Source organism: Mameliella sp. CS4 (assembly GCF_019392335.1).
Taxonomy (GTDB): domain Bacteria; phylum Pseudomonadota; class Alphaproteobacteria; order Rhodobacterales; family Rhodobacteraceae; genus Antarctobacter.
In genome coordinates this window covers 233,958-254,378 of sequence record NZ_JAHXRQ010000002.1, presented here as the reverse complement: position 1 = coordinate 254,378, position 20,421 = coordinate 233,958, and the positions used below count along the sequence as shown (strand labels likewise).

Here is a 20,421-nt window from a genome sequence, read left to right as displayed (position 1 = left end):
AAAGGCCTAAAAAATGACCGACCAAAGCCCCAACGACCTCTTCCATGCCTCCAGCTTCATGCAGGGGCACAACGCGGAGTACCTCGAACAGATGTATGCCCGCTACGCCGCCGATCCGAACGCGGTCGACGATGCCTGGGCCGAGTTCTTTCGCGCATTGGGCGATGCAGAGGCGGATGTGCGCAAGGAGGCCAGCGGCCCCAGCTGGGCCCGGACCGACTGGCCGCCCGCGCCCGAGGATGACCTGACCGGGGCGCTGACCGGCGAATGGCCCATGCCCGCCGTTCCGGCCGAGGCCAAGGGCGCCGGCAAGAAGATCAAGGACAAGGCCGAGGAAAAGGGCCTCAAGGTCACGGACGACCAGGTGCAGCGCGCCGTGCTGGACAGCATCCGCGCCCTGATGATCATCCGGGCCTACCGGATCCGGGGCCACCTGGCCGCCGATCTTGACCCGCTGGGCCTGCGCGACACCTCGAACCACCCCGAGCTGGACCCGAAATCCTATGGCTTTACCGAAGCCGACATGGATCGCCCGATCTTCATCGACAACGTGCTGGGCCTTCAGATCGCGTCCCTGCGCGAGATCCTATCGATCATCAAGCGCACCTATTGCGGCACCTTCGCCCTGCAGTACATGCACATCTCGGACCCCGAGCAGGCGAGCTGGCTGAAAGAGCGGATCGAGGGCTTTGGCAAGGAGGTCAAGTTCACCCGTGAAGGGCGAAAGGCGATCCTGAACAAGATGGTCGAGGCCGAGGGCTTCGAGAAGTTCCTGCACGTCAAATACATGGGCACCAAGCGGTTCGGCCTCGACGGCGGCGAAAGCCTGATCCCCGCGATGGAGCAGATCATCAAGCGCGGCGGCAACCTGGGCGTCAAGGAAATCGTCATCGGGATGCCGCACCGCGGGCGCCTGTCGGTGCTGGCGAACGTGATGAACAAGCCCTACAAGGCAATCTTCAACGAGTTCCAGGGCGGCAGCTTCAAGCCCGAGGACGTGGACGGGTCGGGCGACGTGAAATACCACCTCGGCGCCTCATCGGACCGCACCTTCGACGGCCATCCGGTGCACCTGTCGCTGACCGCCAACCCCAGCCACCTCGAAGCGGTGAACCCGGTTGTCCTGGGCAAGGTCCGCGCCAAGCAGGACCAGTACAAGGACAGTGACCGGATCCAGGTCATGCCGATCCTGCTGCATGGCGATGCGGCCTTTGCCGGCCAGGGCGTCGTGGCGGAATGTTTCGCCCTGTCGGGCCTGCGCGGCCACCGCACCGGCGGCACCATCCACATCGTCGTGAACAACCAGATCGGCTTCACCACGGCGCCGCACTTTTCGCGGTCCTCGCCCTATCCCACGGACAACGCGTTGGTGGTCGAGGCCCCGATTTTCCACGTCAACGGCGACGACCCCGAGGCCGTGGTTCACGCCGCCAAGGTCGCGACCGAGTTCCGCCAGAAGTTCGGCAAGGACGTGGTCATCGACATCTTCTGCTATCGCCGGTTCGGTCACAACGAGGGCGACGAGCCCATGTTCACCAACCCGATCATGTACAACAAGATCAAGAAGCAGAAGACCACGCTGACGCTTTATACCGAACGGCTGGTCAAGGACGGCCTGATCCCCGAGGGCGAGATCGAGGACATGAAGGCCGCCTTCCAGGCGCTGCTGAACGAGGAATTCGAGGCCGGCAAGGTCTATCGTCCGAACAAGGCGGACTGGCTGGATGGCCGGTGGAGCCACCTCGACAAGCAGAAAGAGGGCAAGTACCAGCGCGGCAAGACCTCGATTTCCAAGGAATCTCTGGCCGACATCGGAAAGGCGCTGACCCAACTGCCCGACGGTTTCCCCGTGCACCGCACGGTGGGCCGCCTACTGGAAAGCCGCGCCAAGATGTTCGAGACCGGCGAGGGCTTTGACTGGGCCACCGCCGAGGCGCTGGCCTTCGGCTCGTTGCAGCTCGAAGGCTACCCGGTGCGCCTTGCCGGGCAGGACAGTACGCGCGGGACCTTCTCGCAGCGCCATTCGGGCATCGTGAACCAGGAGACCGAGGAACGGTACTACCCGCTCAACAACATCCGCGAGGGACAGGCCCGGTTCGAGGTGATCGACAGCGCCCTGTCGGAATACGCAGTGCTGGGCTTTGAATACGGCTATTCGCTGGCCGAGCCCAACGCGCTGACCCTCTGGGAGGCGCAGTTCGGCGACTTTGCCAACGGCGCGCAGATCATGTTCGACCAGTTCGTAAGTTCCGGTGAATCGAAATGGCTGCGGATGTCGGGCCTTGTCTGCCTGTTGCCGCATGGCTTCGAGGGCCAGGGGCCGGAGCACTCCTCGGCGCGCCTGGAACGGTTCCTGCAGCAATGCGGACAGGACAACTGGATCGTGGCGAACTGTTCGACGCCCGCTAACTACTTCCACATCCTGCGCCGACAGCTGCACCGGACCTTCCGCAAGCCGTTGATCCTGATGACGCCGAAATCGCTGCTGCGGCACAAGCTCTGCGTGTCGAGCGCCGATATGTTCACCACGAACTCCTCGTTCCACCGGGTTCTCTGGGACAACGCGGAATCGGGCGAGAGTGACACCAAGCTGCAAGCCGACGACAAGATCAAGCGCGTGGTGATGTGCTCGGGCAAGGTCTACTACGACCTGCTTGAGGAACGCGATGCGCGCGGCATCGACGATGTTTATCTGCTGCGGATCGAACAGTTCTACCCTTTCCCGGCGATTTCGCTGGTCAAGGAACTGGAACGCTTCAAGGGGGCCGAGATGCTCTGGTGCCAGGAAGAGCCCAAGAACCAGGGCGCCTGGAACTTCATCGAACCCAATATCGAATGGGTGCTGGGCCGGATCGGCGCCACGCATCCGCGCCCGCGCTACGTGGGCCGCGCCACATCGGCCAGCCCCGCCACGGGCCTGGCCAGCCAGCACAAAGCACAGCAAGAGGCGCTTGTTGACGAAGCGCTGACAGTGGAAGGAAAATAAGACCATGACCGAAGTGCGTGTTCCCACGCTTGGGGAATCGGTGACCGAAGCAACGGTCGCAACCTGGTTCAAGAAGCCCGGCGACGCCGTGGCGGTGGACGAAATGCTCTGCGAGCTTGAAACCGACAAGGTCACGGTCGAGGTGCCCTCGCCCGTCGCCGGGACGCTGAGCGACATCGTCGCCGCCGAAGGTGAAACCGTAGGGGTCGATGCCCTCTTGGCCAACATTTCGGAAGGGGCCGGCGGTGCCGAAAGCGCGCCGACAGCCAAGCCCGAACCGGCAGCCGAGGCCAAGGAAAGCTCCGGCGGCGGCGAGAGCGTCGACGTCATGGTGCCGACGCTGGGCGAAAGCGTGTCCGAGGCAACCGTCTCGACCTGGTTCAAGAAGGTCGGCGACACGGTGGCGCAGGACGAGATGCTGTGTGAACTGGAAACCGACAAGGTCTCGGTCGAGGTGCCCGCCCCTGCCGCAGGCACGCTGACAGAGATCGTCGCCGAGGAAGGCACCACCGTGCAGGCGGATGCCAAGCTGGCGGTCCTCTCCTCTGGCGGCGCTGCCGTGGCCGTTGCCCCGGCGCCGGACGAGGCCGCGCAGGGCAAGCAGTACCAGACCCCGCCCGCCGGCGACGCCGGTCCGGGCAAGGACATCAAGGACGGTCCCGCCGCCGAGAAGGCCATCGCAGAGGCCGGCATCAAGCGCGAGCAGGTACAGGGCACCGGCCGTGACGGCCGCGCCACCAAATCCGACGTTGCAGCCGCCGTGGCCGCGGCCTCGGCCGTGCCCGCCGCATCGGCCCCCGCCTCCGCGCCACGCGCGCCGGTTCCGGCCGAGGACGCTGGCCGCGAGGAACGGGTCAAGATGACCCGGCTGCGCCAGACCATCGCCCGCCGCCTCAAGGACGCGCAGAACAGCGCCGCGATCCTGACCACCTACAACGAGGTGGACATGACGGAGACGATGGCCCTGCGGAAGGAATACAAGGAACTCTTCGAGAAGAAGCACGGCGTCAAGCTTGGCTTCATGTCCTTCTTCACCAAGGCCTGCTGCCACGCGCTGAAAGAAGTGCCCGAGGTCAACGCAGAGATCGACGGCAACGAGATCGTCTACAAGAACTTCGTGCATATGGGCATCGCGGCGGGCACGCCTCAGGGCCTGGTCGTGCCGGTCATCCGCGACGCTGACCGGATGAGCTTTGCCGAGATCGAAAAGGCGATCGGCGAAAAGGGCAAACGCGCCCGTGACGGCAAGCTGTCGATGTCGGAAATGCAGGGCGGCACCTTCACCATCTCGAACGGTGGCGTCTACGGTTCGCTGATGTCCTCGCCGATCCTGAACCCGCCGCAATCGGGTATTCTGGGGATGCACAAGATCCAGGACCGCCCGATGGTCATCAACGGCGAAATCAAGATCCGCCCGATGATGTACCTAGCGCTGAGCTACGATCACCGCATCGTCGACGGCAAGGGTGCTGTGACCTTCCTTGTCCGAGTCAAGGAAGCGCTGGAAGACCCGCGCCGGTTGCTGATGGATCTGTGATGAAAATTCGCGTTTCGATAAACGGAACGTGGACTGCGGACCAGTTCTCCGAGTTCTTTGCGGGAATGCAATCCTTGGCGAACTGGTTCTCAACGGACTACTTGGTAGACGATGATGGCAGTGTCATTCTTGTAAACGACGACCAACCTTTGGTGGTGAACATTGGTGACCCAACTCTATCTGTGAGTGCGATTGTGTTTCAGTCGCCGGGCGCTACCGACTTCACCGGTTTGGGCAAGATCGTTGAACAAGTCAGGCTCTTCGTTCAATTCCTGCTCGAAAGGTCTGAGCGAAGAAACATATCCGAAATCGAAGTTGAGGAAAAACGAGTCAGACTCCAAACCGAGAAGCTTCGATTGATAAGCGAAGCGGCTCAACTCTTGGAACAATACCCTAAGATGCGTGACTTGCTACAAACTTCCGGTCCAGATGGCATCCTAGAAGCGATTGTGGAAAAGCGCATCACATCCATCGAAGAAGTCGAAGATTAGTCTGACGGAATGATTGAACAATCGCGGTACCTGTCTTGACCCAAACATCAGCTTTCGCCCTCGCCGCCTGCATGCGTAACGAAGGCATCTTCGTGCTGGAATGGCTGGCGCATCACCATGCGCTTGGCTTTCACGAGGGGCGCCTCGACATCAACAATCGGGGCACGCGGAAAGACCTAGGGATGCCCGAAACGGCCCGCCAATCGGAGGTCCCGGGGCAAGCCCGGGACTGGGGTCCGCGATGACCCCCGAGCTCACAGCCCTCACCCTCGCCGCGCTGTTGCAGGTGGTGCAATACGTGCTGATGGCCGTGCCCGCCAACATCGAACTGGGCATGGGCAAGACCATGAGCCCGCGCGACCGCGACAGGCTGGGCGGGTCGCTGGAGGACCAGTTGTCGGTGAAAACCGCCCGGCTGAAACGCGCGCTCGACAACCATTTCGAGGGACTGATCCTTTTCGCCATCGCGGTCTTCGTCACCACATGGTCGGACCAGGGCAACGGGATCACGGCGGCGCTTTCGGGCCTCTACCTGCTGGCGCGTATCCTCTACGTGCCGGCCTACTACTTCGGCTGGGCGCCCTGGCGGTCGCTGATCTGGTTCGCGGGCTTCGGCGCCACCGTCCTGATGTTGCTGCTGGCGTTGCTGTGACACTTCCAGATCGGACATATCCGCTATGGACAAAGCACAGGCCCAGCCCTTCTTTGGGAAAAAAGTCATCCTGGGGAGCCTGCCGCCGGCAGCCGGGGCGTCATGCGCCATCGCCTCCCCTGACCAACGACAGTGAAAGGAAAACGAAATGGCACAATACGACGTCATCGTGATCGGCGCGGGCCCTGGCGGCTACGTGGCCGCGATCCGCTGCGCACAGCTGGGGCTGAAAACCGCCTGCGTCGAAGGGCGCGAGACCCTGGGCGGCACCTGCCTGAACGTGGGCTGCATCCCGTCCAAGGCCCTGCTGCACGCCAGCCACCAGCTGCACGAGGCAGAGCATAATTTCGCCAAGATGGGCCTCAAGGGCAAATCGCCATCCGTCGACTGGAAACAGATGCTGGCCTACAAGGACGACGTCATCGGCCAGAACACCAAAGGCATCGAATTCCTGTTCAAGAAGAACAAGATCGACTGGCTCAAGGGCTGGGGGGCGATCCCCGAGGCGGGCAAGGTCAAGGTCGGTGACGAGGTCCACGAGGCCAAGAACATCATCGTCGCGTCGGGCTCCGAGGCGTCACCAGTGCCCGGCGCGGATGTGACCGTGGATGAAAAGGTCGTCGTGACCTCCACCGGCGCGTTGGAGCTGGGCAAGGTGCCGAAAAAGATGATCGTCATCGGCGCCGGGGTGATCGGGCTGGAGATGGGATCGGTCTATGCCCGGCTGGGGACCGAGGTGCAGGTGATCGAGTTCCTCGACGCCATCACGCCCGGTATGGACACAGAGGTGCAGCGCCAGTTCAAGAAGATCCTTGAAAAGCAGGGGATCAGCTTTGTCATGGGCGCGGCGGTCCAAAAGGTCGAGGCGACCAAGACCAAGGCCAAGGTGACCTACAAGCTGCGCAAGGACGACAGCGAGGAAACCGTGGACGCGGACATCGTGCTCTGCGCCACCGGGCGCCGGCCCTTCGTCGACGGGCTGGGGCTGGACAAGCTGGGCGTCGAGATCAGCGAGCGCGGCCAGATCAAGACCGACACCCAGTGGCGCACCAATGTGCCCGGCGTCTATGCCATCGGCGACGTGATCGACGGCCCGATGCTGGCCCACAAGGCCGAGGACGAAGGCATGGCCTGCGCCGAGGTGATCGCGGGCAAGCACGGTCACGTCAATTATGGCGTGATCCCCGGCGTGATCTACACCGCGCCCGAGGTCGCCAGCGTTGGCAAGACCGAGCAGGAGCTGAAGGACGAGGGCCGCGCCTACAAGGTCGGCAAGTTCTCTTTCATGGGCAATGCCCGCGCCAAGGCGGTGTTCCAGGGGGACGGTTTCGTCAAGCTGCTGGCGGACAAGGAAACCGACCGCGTGTTGGGCTGTCACATCATCGGGCCGGGTGCCGGCGACCTGATCCACGAGATCTGCGTGGCGATGGAATTCGGCGCCTCTGCCGAGGACGTGGCCCTGACATGCCACGCGCACCCGACCTTCTCGGAGGCGGTGCGCGAAGCGGCACTGGCCTGCGGCGACGGCCCGATCCACATGTGATCGAGACAGCGATACGGATCGCCCCCCGCGGGGGGCGTCCAATCATCAGGCCCGCGTCCATATGGTCGCGGGTTTTTCTGTGGGCAGGGGCCGCTGACCGGCCAATACAACCGAAATAGTACTTTCCGAAGAATAGACTCTCCCTTAACGTTCAAGAACGCGAGGGAAAGTATATGTCCGAAAATGATCTCGACTCTGCCGAGGCCGTGGCCCTGGCCGGTTTGCGTACCGCTGAAAACATCTCTCGGATGATGTTCGAGGCGGTCGAGGCCCAACAGGCGCGGCAGCAGGCCCATTTGCAGGAAACGGCAGAGGCCATCGCGAAGATTCTGAACCCCGAAAAAGATTGGAAAGGAATGCCATCATGGCCGAAACCGTCAATCCGCAAGTCACCGATGCGGTGACCCAATCCAACGTCAAGGTCGTGAGCGAAGCGCCCGCCATGGCAATGGCAACGCTGTACCAGACACTGGCCCACAGCACCGGCATCCTGTTCGAGAACGCCGTGAACGCCCAGCAGCAGGCTCAGATCCTTGCGCAGGCGGCGGCGAACCAGGGCGTCATGCAGATCTACAGCCTCAAGGCCGGGAACCACAGCCTGCAGGAGGCCGTGGACGCGGCGGCACCGCCCAAGGCCAAGCCCGCCTCGGGAGGGTCCTGACCATGCCTGAAACCGGGAATCCCCAGATCACCGATGCGGTCAGCCAGAGCAACCTGTCCGTCCTGGGCCAGGCGGCGGCCCAGGCCGTCGCTACCAGCCTTCAGGCCTCGTCCCATGCGGGAGGCCTGCGGGTGGCCGCGCTCCAGAGCAGCTCGACCAACATGAGCCTGCTGCGGCAGGCCGTCGTCGTCCGGGCCGCTGCCGGACTGGCACCGTAAGGGGGGATAAACATGCCGAACATGGCAAACAGCCAGGTCACCGATACGGTCAGCCAGACCGCGCTGATGACGCTGGGGGCCGCCGGATCGGTGGCACAGGCCCTGTTGGCCCAGGGCTTTGTGGCCGCCCTTGCCAGCAGTGCACAGGCCGCCGCCGCGCAACAGGAGGCGACCCAGATCCTGGCCGACGCAGCGCTGGCCGCAGCCCTGAAACGCATGGGCCAGACTTCGGAAACGGGGGGCGCAAATGCCGACTAAGTCCGACACCGCAGAGCTTGGCGGGACCGAGGTCAACAGCCAGATTGCCGATACCGTCTCCAAGCTGCGCCAGATGGCCCCGGCCGAGGCTACGGCCCTGGCCAAGAGCGCCGAGGAAGAGGCCCGCGCCCTTGCACGCAGCCTTGCCTTGCAGGACGCCGTGGCGCATCTGCGCCGGATGCAGGTGCTGAGTGAGACCGCCATGTCGCTGGCGGTTTCGAAACAGGCAGAGGGCAACCTGGAAGCGGGTCAGGCCATCATGGACACGGCCAGTTCCGCCCTAGACCGGGCCCGGTCCATGCTGGCCGATGCGGAGAAGGCCCTGGCAAACAGCAACGACGCGCCCCGCCGCTAAGGGACGCCTTGTCGCCTGGCGTCTTTTGGCGTTTTATCGAGAGAAACAAATTGAAGGCGCGGCAATGGTACTGCTCGCGCCTTTTTTCCGTCGTTGTCTGGTTTCGAGGGTCCCGTGAACAAGCGCATTTTGGGATTGATCCTGATCGGTGGCGGTCTTTTGGGGTACGGTATCGGCGGTTTGATTTGGGCGCCTCCATCCAGGGACCAAAGAATCGCCACCCTGTTCGAAGAAATCTGCCTGAACCGGACCGAAACCCCGGCATCGGACTCCGCCGCGTCTCTTGGATTGGTTCAGGTCACGGCCCTTCCGGCACGCACCCTCTGGGTGGATGCAACCTCGGCCAGTTTCCTGAGGGTTGAGGGCAAGAGCTGCTCCGTCGAGACATTCGACCCGAACGCGCTCGACCGGGAGGAAGCAGAGGCTCTGGCGCTTATCGTCGAAGACCTTGTCCAAACGCGCTTTCCCGAATTGGACTTCGACCCGCGCGCATCTATGGGAGACGATACAATTTCGCGGGGCTGGGCCGCAGGAGCCTCCTTTTCGCCGGACCGCCGGGGGGTCTTTCTGTTCGCCGCTCCGGACAGGGGCGAAGGGTCTTTCAGCTTCCTAACCGTCTTGGCGCCAAAGACGCCGGGCTAGGACAAGTCAATTACCACAGCCGCGGTTTGGCATACTCCGGGTAGTTCCGATCATAGTCCTTGCCGCCGTGTTCCCCATCCGACATGTCGGCCAGGATCTCTCCGGTGGAGGGCAGCCCCTGCGATAGGTCGCCCGAGGTCCAGAGCCGCGACCGCATCAGCGCCTTGGCACATTGGGTATAGACCTCTGCCACCTCCAACACGATCACGGTGGCGGGCAGGCGGTCCCCCTTGGCAAAGCTGCGCCGCAGGTCTTCGTCATCTGTCAGGAAAGCGCGGCCATTGACGCGCACGGTGGTATTGGTTCCGGGGATCAGGAACAGCAGCGCCGCGCGTCCGTCCTGTACGATGTCGCGCAGGCAATCGAGCCGGTTGTTCCCCCACCAGTCCGGCATCATCAGGGTGGTCTCGTCCGCCACGCGCACCACCGGCCCGTCATCGCCGCGCGGCGAACCATGCACGCCCTCCGGCCCTGCCGTCGACAGGACGGCAAAGCGCGCACCTTCGATCCAGCGGCGGTAAAGCGGGGTCAGGCGCTGCGCGACCTTCTTCAGAGAAGACGGAACAGGCGCCTCGTAGTGGGCGTGCAACTCTTCAAGTGTTGTGATTTTCGGCATCGAAACCTGCCTCCTTCATGAGCGCATTCGAGGCGGTTTCCACCTCGGTCTCCAGCTTTTGGAGAAAGGCGTATTTCTCAAGCCCCGGCTGGATCACCGGCAGGAATTCCACCACCGCCAGCCCCGGCTTGCGGTAAATCCCCGTGCGCGGCCAGAACAGGCCGACATTCGTGGCCGCCGGCACGCAGGGCTGGCCCGTCTGTTCGTAGAGGATCGCGGTGCCGACCTTGAAGGGCGCCTTGACCCCCGGCGCAATGCGGGTGCCCTGCGGGTAGATGATCAGCTGGCCGGGAACGGCAGCCCCGCGCGCCACGTCCTTGACCATGCGCGCGATGGCCTGCCCGCGCTTGCCGCGCTCGACGGGAACACAGCCGATGCGCAGCGCGTATTGCCCGATCACCGGCGCCCACATCAGCTCGCGCTTCATGATGAACTTGCCCGCCGGGACCGCGCCGAAGATCAGGATGATGTCCAGAAAGCTCTGGTGCTTGGAGGCGATCAGCACCTCGCCCTGCGGGACCTCACCGCGCACCTCTGTGCGCAGCCCCACCATCAGCCGCGCGGTCAGACGGACCCAGCGGCAATAGGTGCGGCAGGCGGTGCGCGCCCCGTGGCGCGACACCAGCGCCCAGGGCAGAAAGACGATCCCCATGATCGCCATCATGGCGTACATCTGGATCACGAAGAGAAACGACATCACCCAGCGCATCAGGCCAGCCCTCCCAGGACACGGCGCGCGGCCAGTTCGGTTGCGAAAAAGGCGACCACGGCGGCCAGCGGCGGCACCAGCAGCGGCCAAAGCCATTGCAGACCGGCAAAGCGCAGCCCGGTCAGGATGCCCCCCGTATCTCCACCCGCAGGCACGATCAGCAAGGCCAGCAGGCCGATCAGGGTGCCCGCGGCTGCCCCGGCCAGCGTGCGCAGGGTAAAGCGGCGCACAAAGGCGCCCGCGATATAGCCATCCGTCGCCCCGACCAGCCGCAGCACGGCAATCACCTGCGCATTGGCCGCCAGCGCGGCATTGGCCGCCAGCGTCACCATCGCCCCGGTGGCCGCGCCGATCAGCACGATCGCCGCCCAGCCCAGCAGGCGCAGCCGCCCCGCCGCCGTCACCAGCGGACGCCGCCAGCGGCTGTGTTCGTCCAGAACGGCACCCGGCGCCTCTGCCTGCAGTCGCAGGCGCAGCCCGTCGGCATCATAGCCGTCGCCGGTTTCCTGCAGTTCGACCAGTTGCGGCATGGGCAGGCTTTCGACCGGCAGGTCGGGGCCGAACCAGGGTTCCAGCAGCGCCCTCTGTTCCTCGGGCGAGAGCGCCCGCGCCGAGGCGACGCCGGGCGTCTGTTCCAGCACCCGCAGGACAGCGGCGGTCTGCGCCGCCAGTTGCACCTCGGGCGCCGAGATGCGGATGGTTGACGCGCGGGCCAGTTCCTCGCCCCAGCTCGTCGCCAGCCGCCCGGCCGCCATTGAAAGGGCCAGGGCAAAGACGGTCAGAAAAGCCATCGCGGCAGCGGTGAACAGCGTCAGGCGCACCGTAAAGCCCGCCGGCGGCACCACCCGGTCGGCGCCCGCGTCCCGGGCGGCCAGGGTCTTGATCCGGTCCAGCGTGTTCATAGGTCCGCCCCCGCCGCCTGCAAGGTGCCGCCCGCGATGCGCAGGTTGCGCGCGTTCACAAGGCTCTTGGCCGCGCGGATCAGCATCAGGTCATGGGTGGCGATCATCACGGTCTTGCCCATCCGGTTGAGTTCCACCAACAGGCGCAGCAGACGCTGCGACATCTCCCAGTCGACGTTGCCGGTGGGTTCATCCGCCAGGATCACGTCGGGGCTGAGGATCAGCGCCCGGGCCAGCGCCGCGCGCTGACGTTCGCCCCCCGAAAGTTCCGGCGGCAGCGCCTCGTATTTCTCGGTCAGGCCAACCCATGTCATCAACTCGCGCAGGTTGTCGGCCTGTTCCGGAGAGGCCTGCCCCGAGACGGTCAGCGGCAGGGCCACGTTCTCGGCCAGCGGCAGGTGATCGAGAAACTGGCAATCCTGGTGCACGACACCGATGCGACGCCGGGCCATCGCCACCGCGTCGCGGTCCATCGCCGCCAGATCCTCGCCAAAGATGGACACCTGCCCTTCGGTCGGACGCAGCGCGCCGTAGCAGAGTTTCAGGAAGGTTGTCTTGCCCGAGCCCGAAGGCCCGGTCAGAAAATGGAACGACCCCGGAGCAAGCTCAAGGCTGACCCCGGAGAGGATCGCCGCGCCGCTGTAGGAATAGGCCACGTTGTCCAGCTCGATCACGGGCGGTTCTGCCTCTGCCTTATCTGTTTCGCGGGCAGTTTTGCCCGAGCCACCGGGCCGTTGCAACGCAAGCCGCGCAGAATTGGACTTTTCCCGCCGATACGGGCAGCTTAAGGTTCACGGGGGGCGGCAATGCCCCAAGGGACGGAAAAGACGGGGATAAGGCGGAATGCGGCTGGTTTGCCCAAATTGCGGCGCTCAATACGACGTGCCCCTCGAGGTGATCCCCGAGGCAGGCCGCGACGTGCAGTGTTCGAACTGCGGGCACACCTGGTTCCAGAAGCGCGTGACACAACCGCCCGCCGCCCGCCCCGAACGTGCGCCCAAGCCCGCGCCGGAACCGGCCCCCGAACTGGCCTCCGAACCGGCGCCCCTGTCTGAGGACGACCCTGACCTCGCCCCTGACGAAGACACCCACAGTGCACCGATCCCGGCGGATACCGCACCGCGCAGCAGCATCGACCCGGAAATGGCCGAGCTGTTCCGCGAGGAACGCGAGTTCGAAGCGCGCCAACGCGCTGCCTCCGGGCTGGAAACCCAACCCGATCTCGGGTTGGAACCGCCCGCGGAATCCGAAAAGTCCCGCCGCGCCCGTGAAAGCCGCGAACGCATGGCACGGCTCAAGGGCGAGGACATCTCAGAAGCGCCCAAGCGCCCCGATCCCCAGTCCCAACCGGAGCCTGAGCCGGAAAAGGGCGATGCCGAACTACACGCCGCCGCAGCGGCGGCGGCTGCCGCCTCGCGGCGCGACATGCTGCCGGATGTCGAAGAGATCAACCAGACCCTGCGCTCTGCTTCGGAACCCCGCGTGGTCGACCGCGACACCGGCCGCCCGTCAAAGACCACGTCCCGCCAGACCGGCAGTCCCTTTGCCCGTGGTTTCATGCTGGTGGTGATGGTGGCCGCGCTTGGCGTGGGTCTCTACGTTGCCACACCGCGCCTCTCGGCCCAGTTCCCTCAGATCGCCCCTTACCTGCAAAGCTATGTCGAAACGGTCAACAAGGGCCGGACATGGCTGGATGCCCGGGTCACGGCCCTGATGCAGCAGCTTGACCAGATGAGTTCCGAGGCGGCTGATCCCGCCGATCCCCCCGCGGGCGACTGACATCAGTCCCGAAGCGCCTGCTCATTGGTGGGTCCTGCGGCGCCTTGGGCGCCGATAGCGGGACGGCGGGCGGGGCGACGTTGGGGCCAAAGGCCCCGACAAGCGCCGGACGCCGCCGCGCCCAAAGCTCAGACCCGCCCTTTCCAGGGCACCAGCGCCTTTTCGGCCATACGCATCAGGATATCGATGCCGAAGCCGATCACGCCGATCAGGATAATCCCCATGATGACGATGTCGGTGAGCTGGAACTTGGACGCCACCATGATCATCATGCCCGCGCCCTTTTCCGCCGCCACAAGCTCGGCAGCCACGACGGTGCCCCAGCAGACCCCCATCGCCACCCGCGCGCCGGTAAATATCTCGGGCAGGGAATTCGGCACGATGACATGCCGCATGATCTGGAACTTCGACGCGCCCAGCGAATAGGCCGCATGCACCTTGGCAATCGCCACGCCGGACACACCCGCGCGCGCCGCGATGGCCATGATCCATAGGGCGGCGAGGAATAGCAGGATGATCTTGCCCACCTCGCCGATGCCCGCCCAGATGATGACCAGCGGGATCAGTGCCAGCGGCGGCACCGGGCGCATGAATTCCACGATCGGGTCGAACCAGCCGCGGAACCAGTTGGATAGGCCCATTGCGTAGCCCAGCGGGATGCCCACCAGCGCGCCAAAGAAAAACCCGACGATCACGCGGAACAACGAGTACCCAAGATGCTCCCAGAGCGTCGAGTCGCGATAGCCCTCGCTGGCGATCTCGCCCAGGCGGGCCAGCACGGCCTCGGGGGGCGGCAGCCAGATCGGCTCCATCTGCCAACCCTTCGCGGGTTCGAAATTCAGCGTGCCCTTGGGCGACATGCCCACCCGGCCAAACTCTGTCTGGACAGACTGGCCGGGGGCGATGGCTTCGCCGTTGACGGCGACAACCGTGTGGCCCTCGTCGCGGCCGAATTCGTCGTTGCGGTCCACCCGGATCAGGCCCGACCGCCAGGCGCCCACGGTATCGACATCGTTCTTGGCCCAGCCCTCGCCCGGCGCGACCTCGGGGTCGTCCACGTCCGTACCCACCTCGAAGACGCGCACCGTCACGGTGGCGTCGTCGGGCGCCTGCCCCTCGGCCTCGGCGGTATAGGTGAAGGCCGCGTCGCCGATGAAGGGCCCCGGCGCGTGCAGGAAGCCCGGCACATAGGATGAGCCGGTAAAGGCCCCCCAGAGCAGGAAGATCGACAACACGGATATGACGCTGGCGATGCGGTTCGGGGTCACGGCGCTTTCGTCGCCAAAGGTCACCGTCTTGAGCGAGGTATAATCCGTCACCGTCTTGTGGACGACGAATTTCACCACCACGAAGGAGACGACGAAGATCGCGATATAGATGGCGAATACGATCATTGTAGCTGCTCCGCCCGGATCATGCGCTTTCCTCCGCCCGTCCCATGATTTCCTCCTCCATGTCCCAGATCATGCCCAGGATCTCTTCGCGTTTTTCGCCGAAATCAGGGTGCTTTTTGACCTCTCGCAGGTCGGCGTTCACGCCCATGTCGGCAAAGGGCAGCCGGTATTCGCGGTGGATGCGGCCCGGGCGCGGCGCCATGACCAGCAGGCGTTCGCCCAGCAGCAGCGCCTCTTCGACCGAGTGGGTGATGAGGATGATGGTCTTGCCCGTCTCTTTCCAGAGCTTCAGCACCAGGCCCTGCATCTTTTCCCGCGTCAGCGCGTCCAGCGCGCCCAGCGGTTCGTCCATCAGGATCACGTCCGGGTCATTGGCAAGGCAACGCGCCAGGGCGACCCGCTGCTGCATCCCCCCTGACAGTTCGTAGACCGCCTTTTCCTTGAAGTCGCGCAGGCCGACCACGTCCAGCAGGTGATCCACATGCTGTCCCCAGTCCCGTTCCCGTTTGCCCGCCATGCGCGGACCGAAACTGACGTTGTCGCGCACGTCCATCCATTCAAACAGCGCGCCTTGCTGGAACACCATGCCGCGTTCCGCGTCCGGCCCCTTGACCAGGTGGCCGTTCAGCGTGATCTGCCCCTCTGTCGGGGCCAGGAATCCCGCCACGATGTTCAAAAGCGTGGTCTTGCCGCAGCCCGACGGGCCCAGCACGCTCATCAGTTCGCCTTCGGCCAGTTTCAGGGAAACGTCCTTGAGCGCCTGGACCGAGGTGCCATTGGGCAGGTCAAAGCGCATGGACAGGTTGTCGATGGAGAGTCCGCTCATGGTGGGGCCTTCCGGTTGGATCCGGCTGCGGGACCGCCAGGGCGTGCCCGCCGTGCAAAATCTCTGGGGTGAGCGCGTGCCCGGGGGGCGACCGATGCCGCCCCCCGAAGCCGGATCTTACATGCCGCCCGCGGCCGTGTTCAGCGGGCCGGTGTTGACGTTGGCATCATAGCTGTCCAGCGCCGCGTCGATGGAGCCTGCCTCGACAAAGACATCCGCCACGCCTTTCATGAAGTCCTGCGCGCCGCCACCCAGCCACTTGGCCGTCAGCTGCTCATCCACCGGCGGAAAGACAAAGGTCGAGATGGTCGCCTCTGTCGCGTCCACGTCCATGCCGGCATCCTTGGCGATGATCGGCAGCATCTTGGCGTGGTTCGCCGGGTCCGCCCACATGGCGTTGGCCTCTGCCGTCACCTTCAGGAAATCGGCCACGAGGTCCGAGTTCTCGGCGACCCAGCCCGCCGGGCCGGACGTGACGTCAAAGACCAGGATGCCCAGGTCTTCCTTTTCGGCGCCGGTCAGCAGGACGTTGCCGTGCTCCTTCATGCGGCGCAGGCTGCCGCCCCAGCCGCAGGCCATGTCGACCGCCCCCTGCGCCAGCGCGGCGGCGCCGTCCGGCGGCGCCATGTCGACCACTTCCATGGTCGAGATATCGACGCCGAAATGGTCCATCTGCTTGAGAAAGCCGTAGTGCGCGGCGGTGCCCAGCGGCACGGCGACCTTCTTGCCTTCCAGCTCGATGGCCGAGTCCTTGTCGATCTCAAGCGCCTCGAGGACGACGCAGTTGTCGTTGTCCGAATAGCTGACCGCCACGTCGAGGATCTGCAGGTCCTGCCCGGCGGAGACGGCGACCACGAAGGGCGGCACGCCCTGGCTGACGCTCATCTGCACGTCGCCCGAAGCCATTGCCGCGGACATCGCGGTGCCGGTGTCAAAGCTGACCCAGTTGACGGTCACGCCCATCGCTTCATCGTACATGCCCTCGGCCTTGGCGTACTGGAACGGCATCGGCCACTCCAGGAAATAGCCCACGGTGATTTCCTCGGCGGAAACGGCCGTGGTGCCTGCCATGACGGCCAGCGCCGCCGCAGCGCCCTTGAGGGTGGTCTTCAATGTCATTTCGCTTCTCCCGTGTTGTCTCGCCGCCGCTTGGGCGGGGCGTCTTCACGCACGCAATCGTGCGCTCGGCAGCGCCTCGTGCCGGGCGCTCTGGTCAATTCGGACCGGAAAATGGGCAACGGATCAACGGTTTTTCCCCAATGCCTGCCCGATTTGGTGCCAACAGCCCACTCATTTCGGAAAAGCAAATCAATTCAACCCACTGGAAAGTCGTACAAAACCCTGTAAACGCGGTCTCGGGACATTCGTTTTGCGCCACAACTGGCCCTATATGCACGCCGCATCTGGCCCTAACGGCTGCCCATTAATCTGGCTCATGTGCTAGCATTCCGCGCAAGACCGGCAAGATGACCCAAGGAGGGCAAGAGAATGGACGGAACCTATTCCCAGAACGACCTCAGCCATGTTGTCGAGGCCGACAAGGCGCATGTCTGGCACCACCTCGTTCAGCACAAGGGTTTTGACAGCAAGGACCCGAACATCATCGTCGAGGGCAAGGGCATGCGCGTCTGGAACCAGGCGGGCAAGGAGCACCTCGACGCGGTCTCAGGCGGTGTCTGGACGGTCAACGTCGGCTACGGGCGCGAACGCATCGCCAAGGCCGTCTATGACCAGCTGATGCGGGTCAACTACTTTGCCGGGGCCGCCGGATCGGTGCCCGGCGCGCTCTTCGCCGAGAAGCTGATCGAAAAGATGCCGGGACTGACCCGCGTCTACTATACGAACTCCGGCTCCGAGGCGAACGAGAAGGCCTTTAAGATGATCCGCCAGATCGCGCACAAGCGCTATGGCGGCAAGAAGCACAAGATCCTGTACCGGGACCGCGACTATCACGGCACCACCATCGCCTGCCTCAGCGCGGGCGGCCAGGACGAGCGCAACGCGCAATACGGCCCGTTTACGCCCGGATTCGTGCGCGTGCCGCACTGCCTGGAATACCGCAAGCACGAACAGGATGGCGCCCCCGCCGAGAACTACGGCGAATGGGCGGCGGACCAGATCGAACAGGTGATCCTGGCCGAAGGGCCGGACACCATCGGCGGGCTGTGCCTTGAACCCGTGACGGCGGGCGGCGGCGTGATCCCCGCGCCCGAGGGCTATTGGCAGAAAGTGCAGGAGATCTGCCGCAAGTACGACATTCTTCTGCACATCGACGAGGTGGTCTGCGGCGTCGGTCGCACCGGCACCTGGTTCGGCTATCAGCACTACGGGATCGAACCGGATTTCGTGACGATGGCCAAGGGCGTGGCCTCTGGCTATGCGGCCATTGCCTGCTGCGTCACCTCGGAACGTGTCTTTGACATGTTCAAGGACAATGCCGACGATCCGATGAACTATTTCCGCGACATTTCCACCTTTGGCGGCTGCACCGCCGGACCTGCCGCGGCGATCGAGAACATGGCGATCATCGAGGACGAAGGCCTGCTGGAAAACACCACGGCGATGGGCGACTACATGACCGACCAGCTGAACGCCCTCGCCGACCGCCATGCGGTGATCGGCGACGTGCGCGGCAAGGGGCTGTTCCTGGGCGCCGAGCTGGTCACCGACCGTCAGACCAAAGAGCCGGTGCCAGAGCCGCAGGTGCAGGCGGTTGTGGGCGACTGCATGGGCCAGGGCGTCATCATCGGCGCCACCAACCGGTCTGTCCCGGGGCGCAACAACACGCTGTGTTTCTCGCCCGCGCTGATCGCCACCAAGGACGATATCGACCAGATCGTCTCGGCGGTGGACGGGGCGCTTGGCCGCGTCTTTGGTTGAATGGTCCATCGCCTGAACAGATACGGGCAACCCATCGGGCTGCCCGTCGACCTGCCCCTGCCCCGCCCCCTGCCCCCGCAGTCGCCGCTGCGGGGGAATGTTGCGACGCTTGTGCCATTGTCGGAGGATCACGCCGACAGCTTCTTCGACGTCTTCACCGATCCCGCGGGCTGGACCTACCTGGGCGAGGAATCCCCCTTTGGCGACCGCGACGCGGCCCGCACCTGGACCGCCGCCAAGGCCGCCAGCCGCGATCCCCTGTTTTACACGGTACAGGTCGCTGAGCGGCCCGTCGGGTTCCTGTCACTGATGCGGATCAACCCGCAGGCGGCCTCCATCGAGGTGGGCTTTATCCATTTCTCGCCCAGCTTGCAGGGCACACGCGCGGCGACAGAGGTGCAATACCTGCTGATGCGCCATGTCTTTGAAGACCTGGGCTATCGCCGCTACGAATGGAAATGTGACGCTCTGAACGCGCCATCGCGGCGCGCCGCCTTGCGATTGGGCTTTGCCTTCGAGAGCATCTTTCGCCAGGCGCTGGTCTACAAGGGCCGAAACCGCGACACCGCTTGGTATTCGGTGATCGACAGCGAATGGCCCGCGCGGCGCGCTGCCTTCGAGACGTGGTTGGCCCCTGCAAATTTCGATGCCGAAGGGCGCCAGCTGCAGTCACTGAGCGCCTGCGCCAAGGGCTGACCCCCGGAAAGAAGAAGCAATCTTATAGGTCTGCGCCCGTCTTGAGGATTTGGAAACCCTTAGCGTGACAGAACTCCGCAACCTGGCCGAAAACCCCGGCGTTTTGCCATAGCGGAGGCTGACATGCCGTCCAGATACCCGTCCTATCCCTATGTCGAGCCGATGGCGACCGGCGTCACCGATGCCGAGATCGAGGATCTCATAAACGACATGATGTCCCAGACGCCCGGTCTGACCCTGCGCGACGGCGGGCCGCTGGACCCATTGTGCCGGGCACTGAACGTCGACCTCGAATACTCCAGCCCCCCGCATGAGATCCTGCTGGACGTCCCCCTTGACCGCAAGGCCTGCATCTGGCTGCCCAAGAAAAGCAAGCCGCGCCAGGACAGGTTCATCGCGGCGATGGGCGTCGGCCATTGGCTCATACATGTCCCCACCACGCGCGAGGCACATCCTTGCTGCGGAATACAGGCCCTGCATCGCCCCGCCGACCGCTCCGCCCAGAAAGAGGCGATGCGCTTTGCCCGGATGCTGCTTATGCCGCGCGAGGAATTCTGCAGCCTGTGGTACGAGGGGCGGGCAAACCTGGTCGCCGACACGCTGAACGTGCCGACACAGGTCGTCTACGAACGCGCCACCATGCTGGATATCCCGATGGAGGAGTCGGGCGGTCAAAAATACGACTGGGCGCCACAAGCCGATACGCCGACCACACCCTGACACGGGCCAGACCGATAATCCGATAGGCCGACAGATCGCAGGCTCACCACCTCACAGGCAGTCCAAAAAGACAAAGGGCCGCCAAGGCGACCCTTTGAAGATTTCTACCGGGACCGAGGCCCGGACGGCGCGCCGAAGGGGCACACCTGGATCAGGCGTTCACGCTGTCCTTGAGAGCCTTGGCAATGGTCACTTTGACCTGCTTGTCGGCTTCTTTCTTGAACTGCTCGCCCGTCGCGGGGTTGCGCACCATGCGCTCGGGGCGCTCACGGCAATAGACCTTGCCCACGCCGGGCAGGGTCACGGCACCGCCGCCGGCCACTTCGGCCGTGATGATTTCGCTGATCGCGTCCAGCGCCGCACCGGCCGTCTTCTTGTCCGCGTCCATCTTTTCCGCCAGTGCTGCCACCAGCTGGGTCTTGGTCATCGGTTTCGCCATTTCATGGTCTCCTTCACCGCCCGTCTCTAATTTTGGGCCTCTGATCCGACATAAAACCGGATATGGGGGTAAAACACAACTATTAGGGGCGCTTTGAGCCCTTATATTATGCATTTT

23 protein-coding genes are annotated in these 20,421 nt (G+C 64.3%); 15 read left to right on the top strand and 8 right to left on the bottom strand.

What is annotated here, in order from left to right:
- Positions 1 to 13: 13 nt before the first annotated feature.
- The 11 genes from KZZ07_RS04565 (at position 14) to KZZ07_RS04515 (ending at position 9,343) form a co-directional block, all read left to right on the top strand.
- Positions 14 to 2,986, top strand: coding sequence for a 2-oxoglutarate dehydrogenase E1 component (locus KZZ07_RS04565; protein WP_219512531.1), 2,973 nt, complete (start codon positions 14 to 16; stop codon positions 2,984 to 2,986).
- 4 nt (positions 2,987 to 2,990) lie between these two features.
- Positions 2,991 to 4,523: a 2-oxoglutarate dehydrogenase complex dihydrolipoyllysine-residue succinyltransferase gene (gene odhB / locus KZZ07_RS04560; RefSeq protein WP_219512529.1), complete on the top strand. Its 1,533-nt coding sequence runs from the start codon at positions 2,991 to 2,993 to the stop codon at positions 4,521 to 4,523.
- Positions 4,523 to 5,014, top strand: a complete 492-nt coding sequence (locus KZZ07_RS04555; RefSeq protein ID WP_219512527.1) for a hypothetical protein — start codon at positions 4,523 to 4,525, stop codon at positions 5,012 to 5,014. Before odhB ends, KZZ07_RS04555 begins: the two co-directional genes overlap by 1 nt.
- Positions 5,015 to 5,255: 241 nt before the next feature.
- Positions 5,256 to 5,666: an MAPEG family protein gene (locus KZZ07_RS04550; RefSeq protein WP_219512525.1), complete on the top strand. Its 411-nt coding sequence runs from the start codon at positions 5,256 to 5,258 to the stop codon at positions 5,664 to 5,666.
- A 148-nt stretch (positions 5,667 to 5,814) separates the two neighbouring features.
- Positions 5,815 to 7,209: a dihydrolipoyl dehydrogenase gene (gene lpdA / locus KZZ07_RS04545; RefSeq protein ID WP_219512524.1), complete on the top strand. Its 1,395-nt coding sequence runs from the start codon at positions 5,815 to 5,817 to the stop codon at positions 7,207 to 7,209.
- A gap of 173 nt (positions 7,210 to 7,382) precedes the next feature.
- The gene (locus KZZ07_RS04540; RefSeq protein WP_219512523.1) at positions 7,383 to 7,613 is read left to right on the top strand and encodes a hypothetical protein; all 231 of its coding nucleotides are present in this window, start codon (positions 7,383 to 7,385) and stop codon (positions 7,611 to 7,613) included.
- On the top strand, positions 7,574 to 7,870 hold the full coding sequence (locus KZZ07_RS04535) for a RebB family R body protein (protein WP_219512522.1): 297 nt from the start codon (positions 7,574 to 7,576) through the stop codon (positions 7,868 to 7,870). The genes KZZ07_RS04540 and KZZ07_RS04535 overlap by 40 nt, the downstream gene beginning before the upstream one ends.
- A gap of 2 nt (positions 7,871 to 7,872) precedes the next feature.
- Positions 7,873 to 8,088, top strand: a complete 216-nt coding sequence (locus tag KZZ07_RS04530; RefSeq protein ID WP_219512521.1) for a RebB family R body protein — start codon at positions 7,873 to 7,875, stop codon at positions 8,086 to 8,088.
- Between the two features lie 12 nt (positions 8,089 to 8,100).
- The gene (locus KZZ07_RS04525) at positions 8,101 to 8,346 is read left to right on the top strand and encodes a RebB family R body protein (protein ID WP_219512520.1); all 246 of its coding nucleotides are present in this window, start codon (positions 8,101 to 8,103) and stop codon (positions 8,344 to 8,346) included.
- A complete protein-coding gene (locus tag KZZ07_RS04520; protein WP_219512519.1) occupies positions 8,336 to 8,701 on the top strand; it encodes a hypothetical protein in 366 nt (121 codons plus the stop codon). The genes KZZ07_RS04525 and KZZ07_RS04520 overlap by 11 nt, the downstream gene beginning before the upstream one ends.
- A gap of 114 nt (positions 8,702 to 8,815) precedes the next feature.
- The gene (locus KZZ07_RS04515; RefSeq protein WP_219512517.1) at positions 8,816 to 9,343 is read left to right on the top strand and encodes a hypothetical protein; all 528 of its coding nucleotides are present in this window, start codon (positions 8,816 to 8,818) and stop codon (positions 9,341 to 9,343) included.
- 10 nt (positions 9,344 to 9,353) lie between these two features.
- Here KZZ07_RS04515 and KZZ07_RS04510 read toward each other — a convergent pair whose 3' ends face one another.
- From KZZ07_RS04510 to KZZ07_RS04495, 4 genes are read right to left on the bottom strand one after another with little or no spacing between them, the layout of a single operon-like run.
- Positions 9,354 to 9,959, bottom strand: coding sequence for a pyridoxamine 5'-phosphate oxidase family protein (locus tag KZZ07_RS04510; protein WP_219512516.1), 606 nt, complete (start codon positions 9,957 to 9,959; stop codon positions 9,354 to 9,356).
- Positions 9,937 to 10,668 carry a lysophospholipid acyltransferase family protein gene (locus KZZ07_RS04505; protein ID WP_255564156.1) on the bottom strand — a complete coding sequence of 244 codons (732 nt, stop codon included), beginning with the start codon at positions 10,666 to 10,668 and terminating at the stop codon, positions 9,937 to 9,939. Before KZZ07_RS04505 ends, KZZ07_RS04510 begins: the two co-directional genes overlap by 23 nt.
- Positions 10,668 to 11,570, bottom strand: coding sequence for a cell division protein FtsX (locus KZZ07_RS04500; protein WP_219512515.1), 903 nt, complete (start codon positions 11,568 to 11,570; stop codon positions 10,668 to 10,670). The genes KZZ07_RS04505 and KZZ07_RS04500 overlap by 1 nt, the downstream gene beginning before the upstream one ends.
- Positions 11,567 to 12,244: a cell division ATP-binding protein FtsE gene (locus KZZ07_RS04495; RefSeq protein WP_219512514.1), complete on the bottom strand. Its 678-nt coding sequence runs from the start codon at positions 12,242 to 12,244 to the stop codon at positions 11,567 to 11,569. Before KZZ07_RS04495 ends, KZZ07_RS04500 begins: the two co-directional genes overlap by 4 nt.
- Positions 12,245 to 12,413: 169 nt before the next feature.
- On the opposite strand from KZZ07_RS04495, the gene KZZ07_RS04490 reads away from it, so the two are divergent.
- Complete coding sequence (locus KZZ07_RS04490) at positions 12,414 to 13,349, top strand: zinc-ribbon domain-containing protein (RefSeq protein WP_219512513.1); 936 nt, start codon at positions 12,414 to 12,416, stop codon at positions 13,347 to 13,349.
- Between the two features lie 128 nt (positions 13,350 to 13,477).
- Here the strand turns inward: KZZ07_RS04490 and KZZ07_RS04485 are convergent, their stop codons facing one another.
- The 3 genes from KZZ07_RS04485 to KZZ07_RS04475 form a co-directional block, all read right to left on the bottom strand.
- On the bottom strand, positions 13,478 to 14,743 hold the full coding sequence (locus KZZ07_RS04485) for an ABC transporter permease (protein WP_219512512.1): 1,266 nt from the start codon (positions 14,741 to 14,743) through the stop codon (positions 13,478 to 13,480).
- 19 nt (positions 14,744 to 14,762) lie between these two features.
- Positions 14,763 to 15,569: an ATP-binding cassette domain-containing protein gene (locus KZZ07_RS04480; RefSeq protein ID WP_219512511.1), complete on the bottom strand. Its 807-nt coding sequence runs from the start codon at positions 15,567 to 15,569 to the stop codon at positions 14,763 to 14,765.
- A gap of 117 nt (positions 15,570 to 15,686) precedes the next feature.
- A complete protein-coding gene (locus KZZ07_RS04475; RefSeq protein ID WP_219512508.1) occupies positions 15,687 to 16,688 on the bottom strand; it encodes a taurine ABC transporter substrate-binding protein in 1,002 nt (333 codons plus the stop codon).
- A 369-nt stretch (positions 16,689 to 17,057) separates the two neighbouring features.
- Between KZZ07_RS04475 and KZZ07_RS04470 the strand changes: the two genes are divergently transcribed.
- From KZZ07_RS04470 to KZZ07_RS04460, 3 genes are all read left to right on the top strand, one after another.
- Positions 17,058 to 18,449: an aminotransferase family protein gene (locus KZZ07_RS04470; RefSeq protein ID WP_219512506.1), complete on the top strand. Its 1,392-nt coding sequence runs from the start codon at positions 17,058 to 17,060 to the stop codon at positions 18,447 to 18,449.
- Positions 18,450 to 19,145: a GNAT family N-acetyltransferase gene (locus KZZ07_RS04465; protein WP_219512505.1), complete on the top strand. Its 696-nt coding sequence runs from the start codon at positions 18,450 to 18,452 to the stop codon at positions 19,143 to 19,145. It abuts the gene before it with no gap.
- A 123-nt stretch (positions 19,146 to 19,268) separates the two neighbouring features.
- Complete coding sequence (locus tag KZZ07_RS04460; protein WP_219512504.1) at positions 19,269 to 19,865, top strand: ImmA/IrrE family metallo-endopeptidase; 597 nt, start codon at positions 19,269 to 19,271, stop codon at positions 19,863 to 19,865.
- A gap of 151 nt (positions 19,866 to 20,016) precedes the next feature.
- Here KZZ07_RS04460 and KZZ07_RS04455 read toward each other — a convergent pair whose 3' ends face one another.
- The gene (locus KZZ07_RS04455; RefSeq protein WP_219512503.1) at positions 20,017 to 20,304 is read right to left on the bottom strand and encodes an HU family DNA-binding protein; all 288 of its coding nucleotides are present in this window, start codon (positions 20,302 to 20,304) and stop codon (positions 20,017 to 20,019) included.
- Between the last annotated feature and the right edge of the window lie 117 nt (positions 20,305 to 20,421).

Excerpts from the sequence above, each read along its gene's own strand:
- KZZ07_RS04565 (WP_219512531.1), top strand. The coding sequence starts at position 14 with ATGACCGACCAAAGCCCCAACGACCTCTTCCATGCCTCCAGCTTCATG.
- odhB (WP_219512529.1), top strand. The coding sequence starts at position 2,991 with ATGACCGAAGTGCGTGTTCCCACGCTTGGGGAATCGGTGACCGAAGCA.
- KZZ07_RS04555 (WP_219512527.1), top strand. The coding sequence starts at position 4,523 with ATGAAAATTCGCGTTTCGATAAACGGAACGTGGACTGCGGACCAGTTC.
- KZZ07_RS04550 (WP_219512525.1), top strand. The coding sequence starts at position 5,256 with ATGACCCCCGAGCTCACAGCCCTCACCCTCGCCGCGCTGTTGCAGGTG.
- lpdA (WP_219512524.1), top strand. The coding sequence starts at position 5,815 with ATGGCACAATACGACGTCATCGTGATCGGCGCGGGCCCTGGCGGCTAC.
- KZZ07_RS04540 (WP_219512523.1), top strand. The coding sequence starts at position 7,383 with ATGTCCGAAAATGATCTCGACTCTGCCGAGGCCGTGGCCCTGGCCGGT.
- KZZ07_RS04535 (WP_219512522.1), top strand. The coding sequence starts at position 7,574 with ATGGCCGAAACCGTCAATCCGCAAGTCACCGATGCGGTGACCCAATCC.
- KZZ07_RS04530 (WP_219512521.1), top strand. The coding sequence starts at position 7,873 with ATGCCTGAAACCGGGAATCCCCAGATCACCGATGCGGTCAGCCAGAGC.
- KZZ07_RS04525 (WP_219512520.1), top strand. The coding sequence starts at position 8,101 with ATGCCGAACATGGCAAACAGCCAGGTCACCGATACGGTCAGCCAGACC.
- KZZ07_RS04520 (WP_219512519.1), top strand. The coding sequence starts at position 8,336 with ATGCCGACTAAGTCCGACACCGCAGAGCTTGGCGGGACCGAGGTCAAC.
- KZZ07_RS04510 (WP_219512516.1), bottom strand. The coding sequence starts at position 9,959 with ATGCCGAAAATCACAACACTTGAAGAGTTGCACGCCCACTACGAGGCG.
- KZZ07_RS04505 (WP_255564156.1), bottom strand. The coding sequence starts at position 10,668 with ATGCGCTGGGTGATGTCGTTTCTCTTCGTGATCCAGATGTACGCCATG.
- KZZ07_RS04500 (WP_219512515.1), bottom strand. The coding sequence starts at position 11,570 with ATGAACACGCTGGACCGGATCAAGACCCTGGCCGCCCGGGACGCGGGC.
- KZZ07_RS04490 (WP_219512513.1), top strand. The coding sequence starts at position 12,414 with ATGCGGCTGGTTTGCCCAAATTGCGGCGCTCAATACGACGTGCCCCTC.
- KZZ07_RS04485 (WP_219512512.1), bottom strand. The coding sequence starts at position 14,743 with ATGATCGTATTCGCCATCTATATCGCGATCTTCGTCGTCTCCTTCGTG.
- KZZ07_RS04480 (WP_219512511.1), bottom strand. The coding sequence starts at position 15,569 with ATGAGCGGACTCTCCATCGACAACCTGTCCATGCGCTTTGACCTGCCC.
- KZZ07_RS04475 (WP_219512508.1), bottom strand. The coding sequence starts at position 16,688 with ATGACATTGAAGACCACCCTCAAGGGCGCTGCGGCGGCGCTGGCCGTC.
- KZZ07_RS04470 (WP_219512506.1), top strand. The coding sequence starts at position 17,058 with ATGGACGGAACCTATTCCCAGAACGACCTCAGCCATGTTGTCGAGGCC.
- KZZ07_RS04465 (WP_219512505.1), top strand. The coding sequence starts at position 18,450 with ATGGTCCATCGCCTGAACAGATACGGGCAACCCATCGGGCTGCCCGTC.
- KZZ07_RS04460 (WP_219512504.1), top strand. The coding sequence starts at position 19,269 with ATGCCGTCCAGATACCCGTCCTATCCCTATGTCGAGCCGATGGCGACC.
- KZZ07_RS04455 (WP_219512503.1), bottom strand. The coding sequence starts at position 20,304 with ATGGCGAAACCGATGACCAAGACCCAGCTGGTGGCAGCACTGGCGGAA.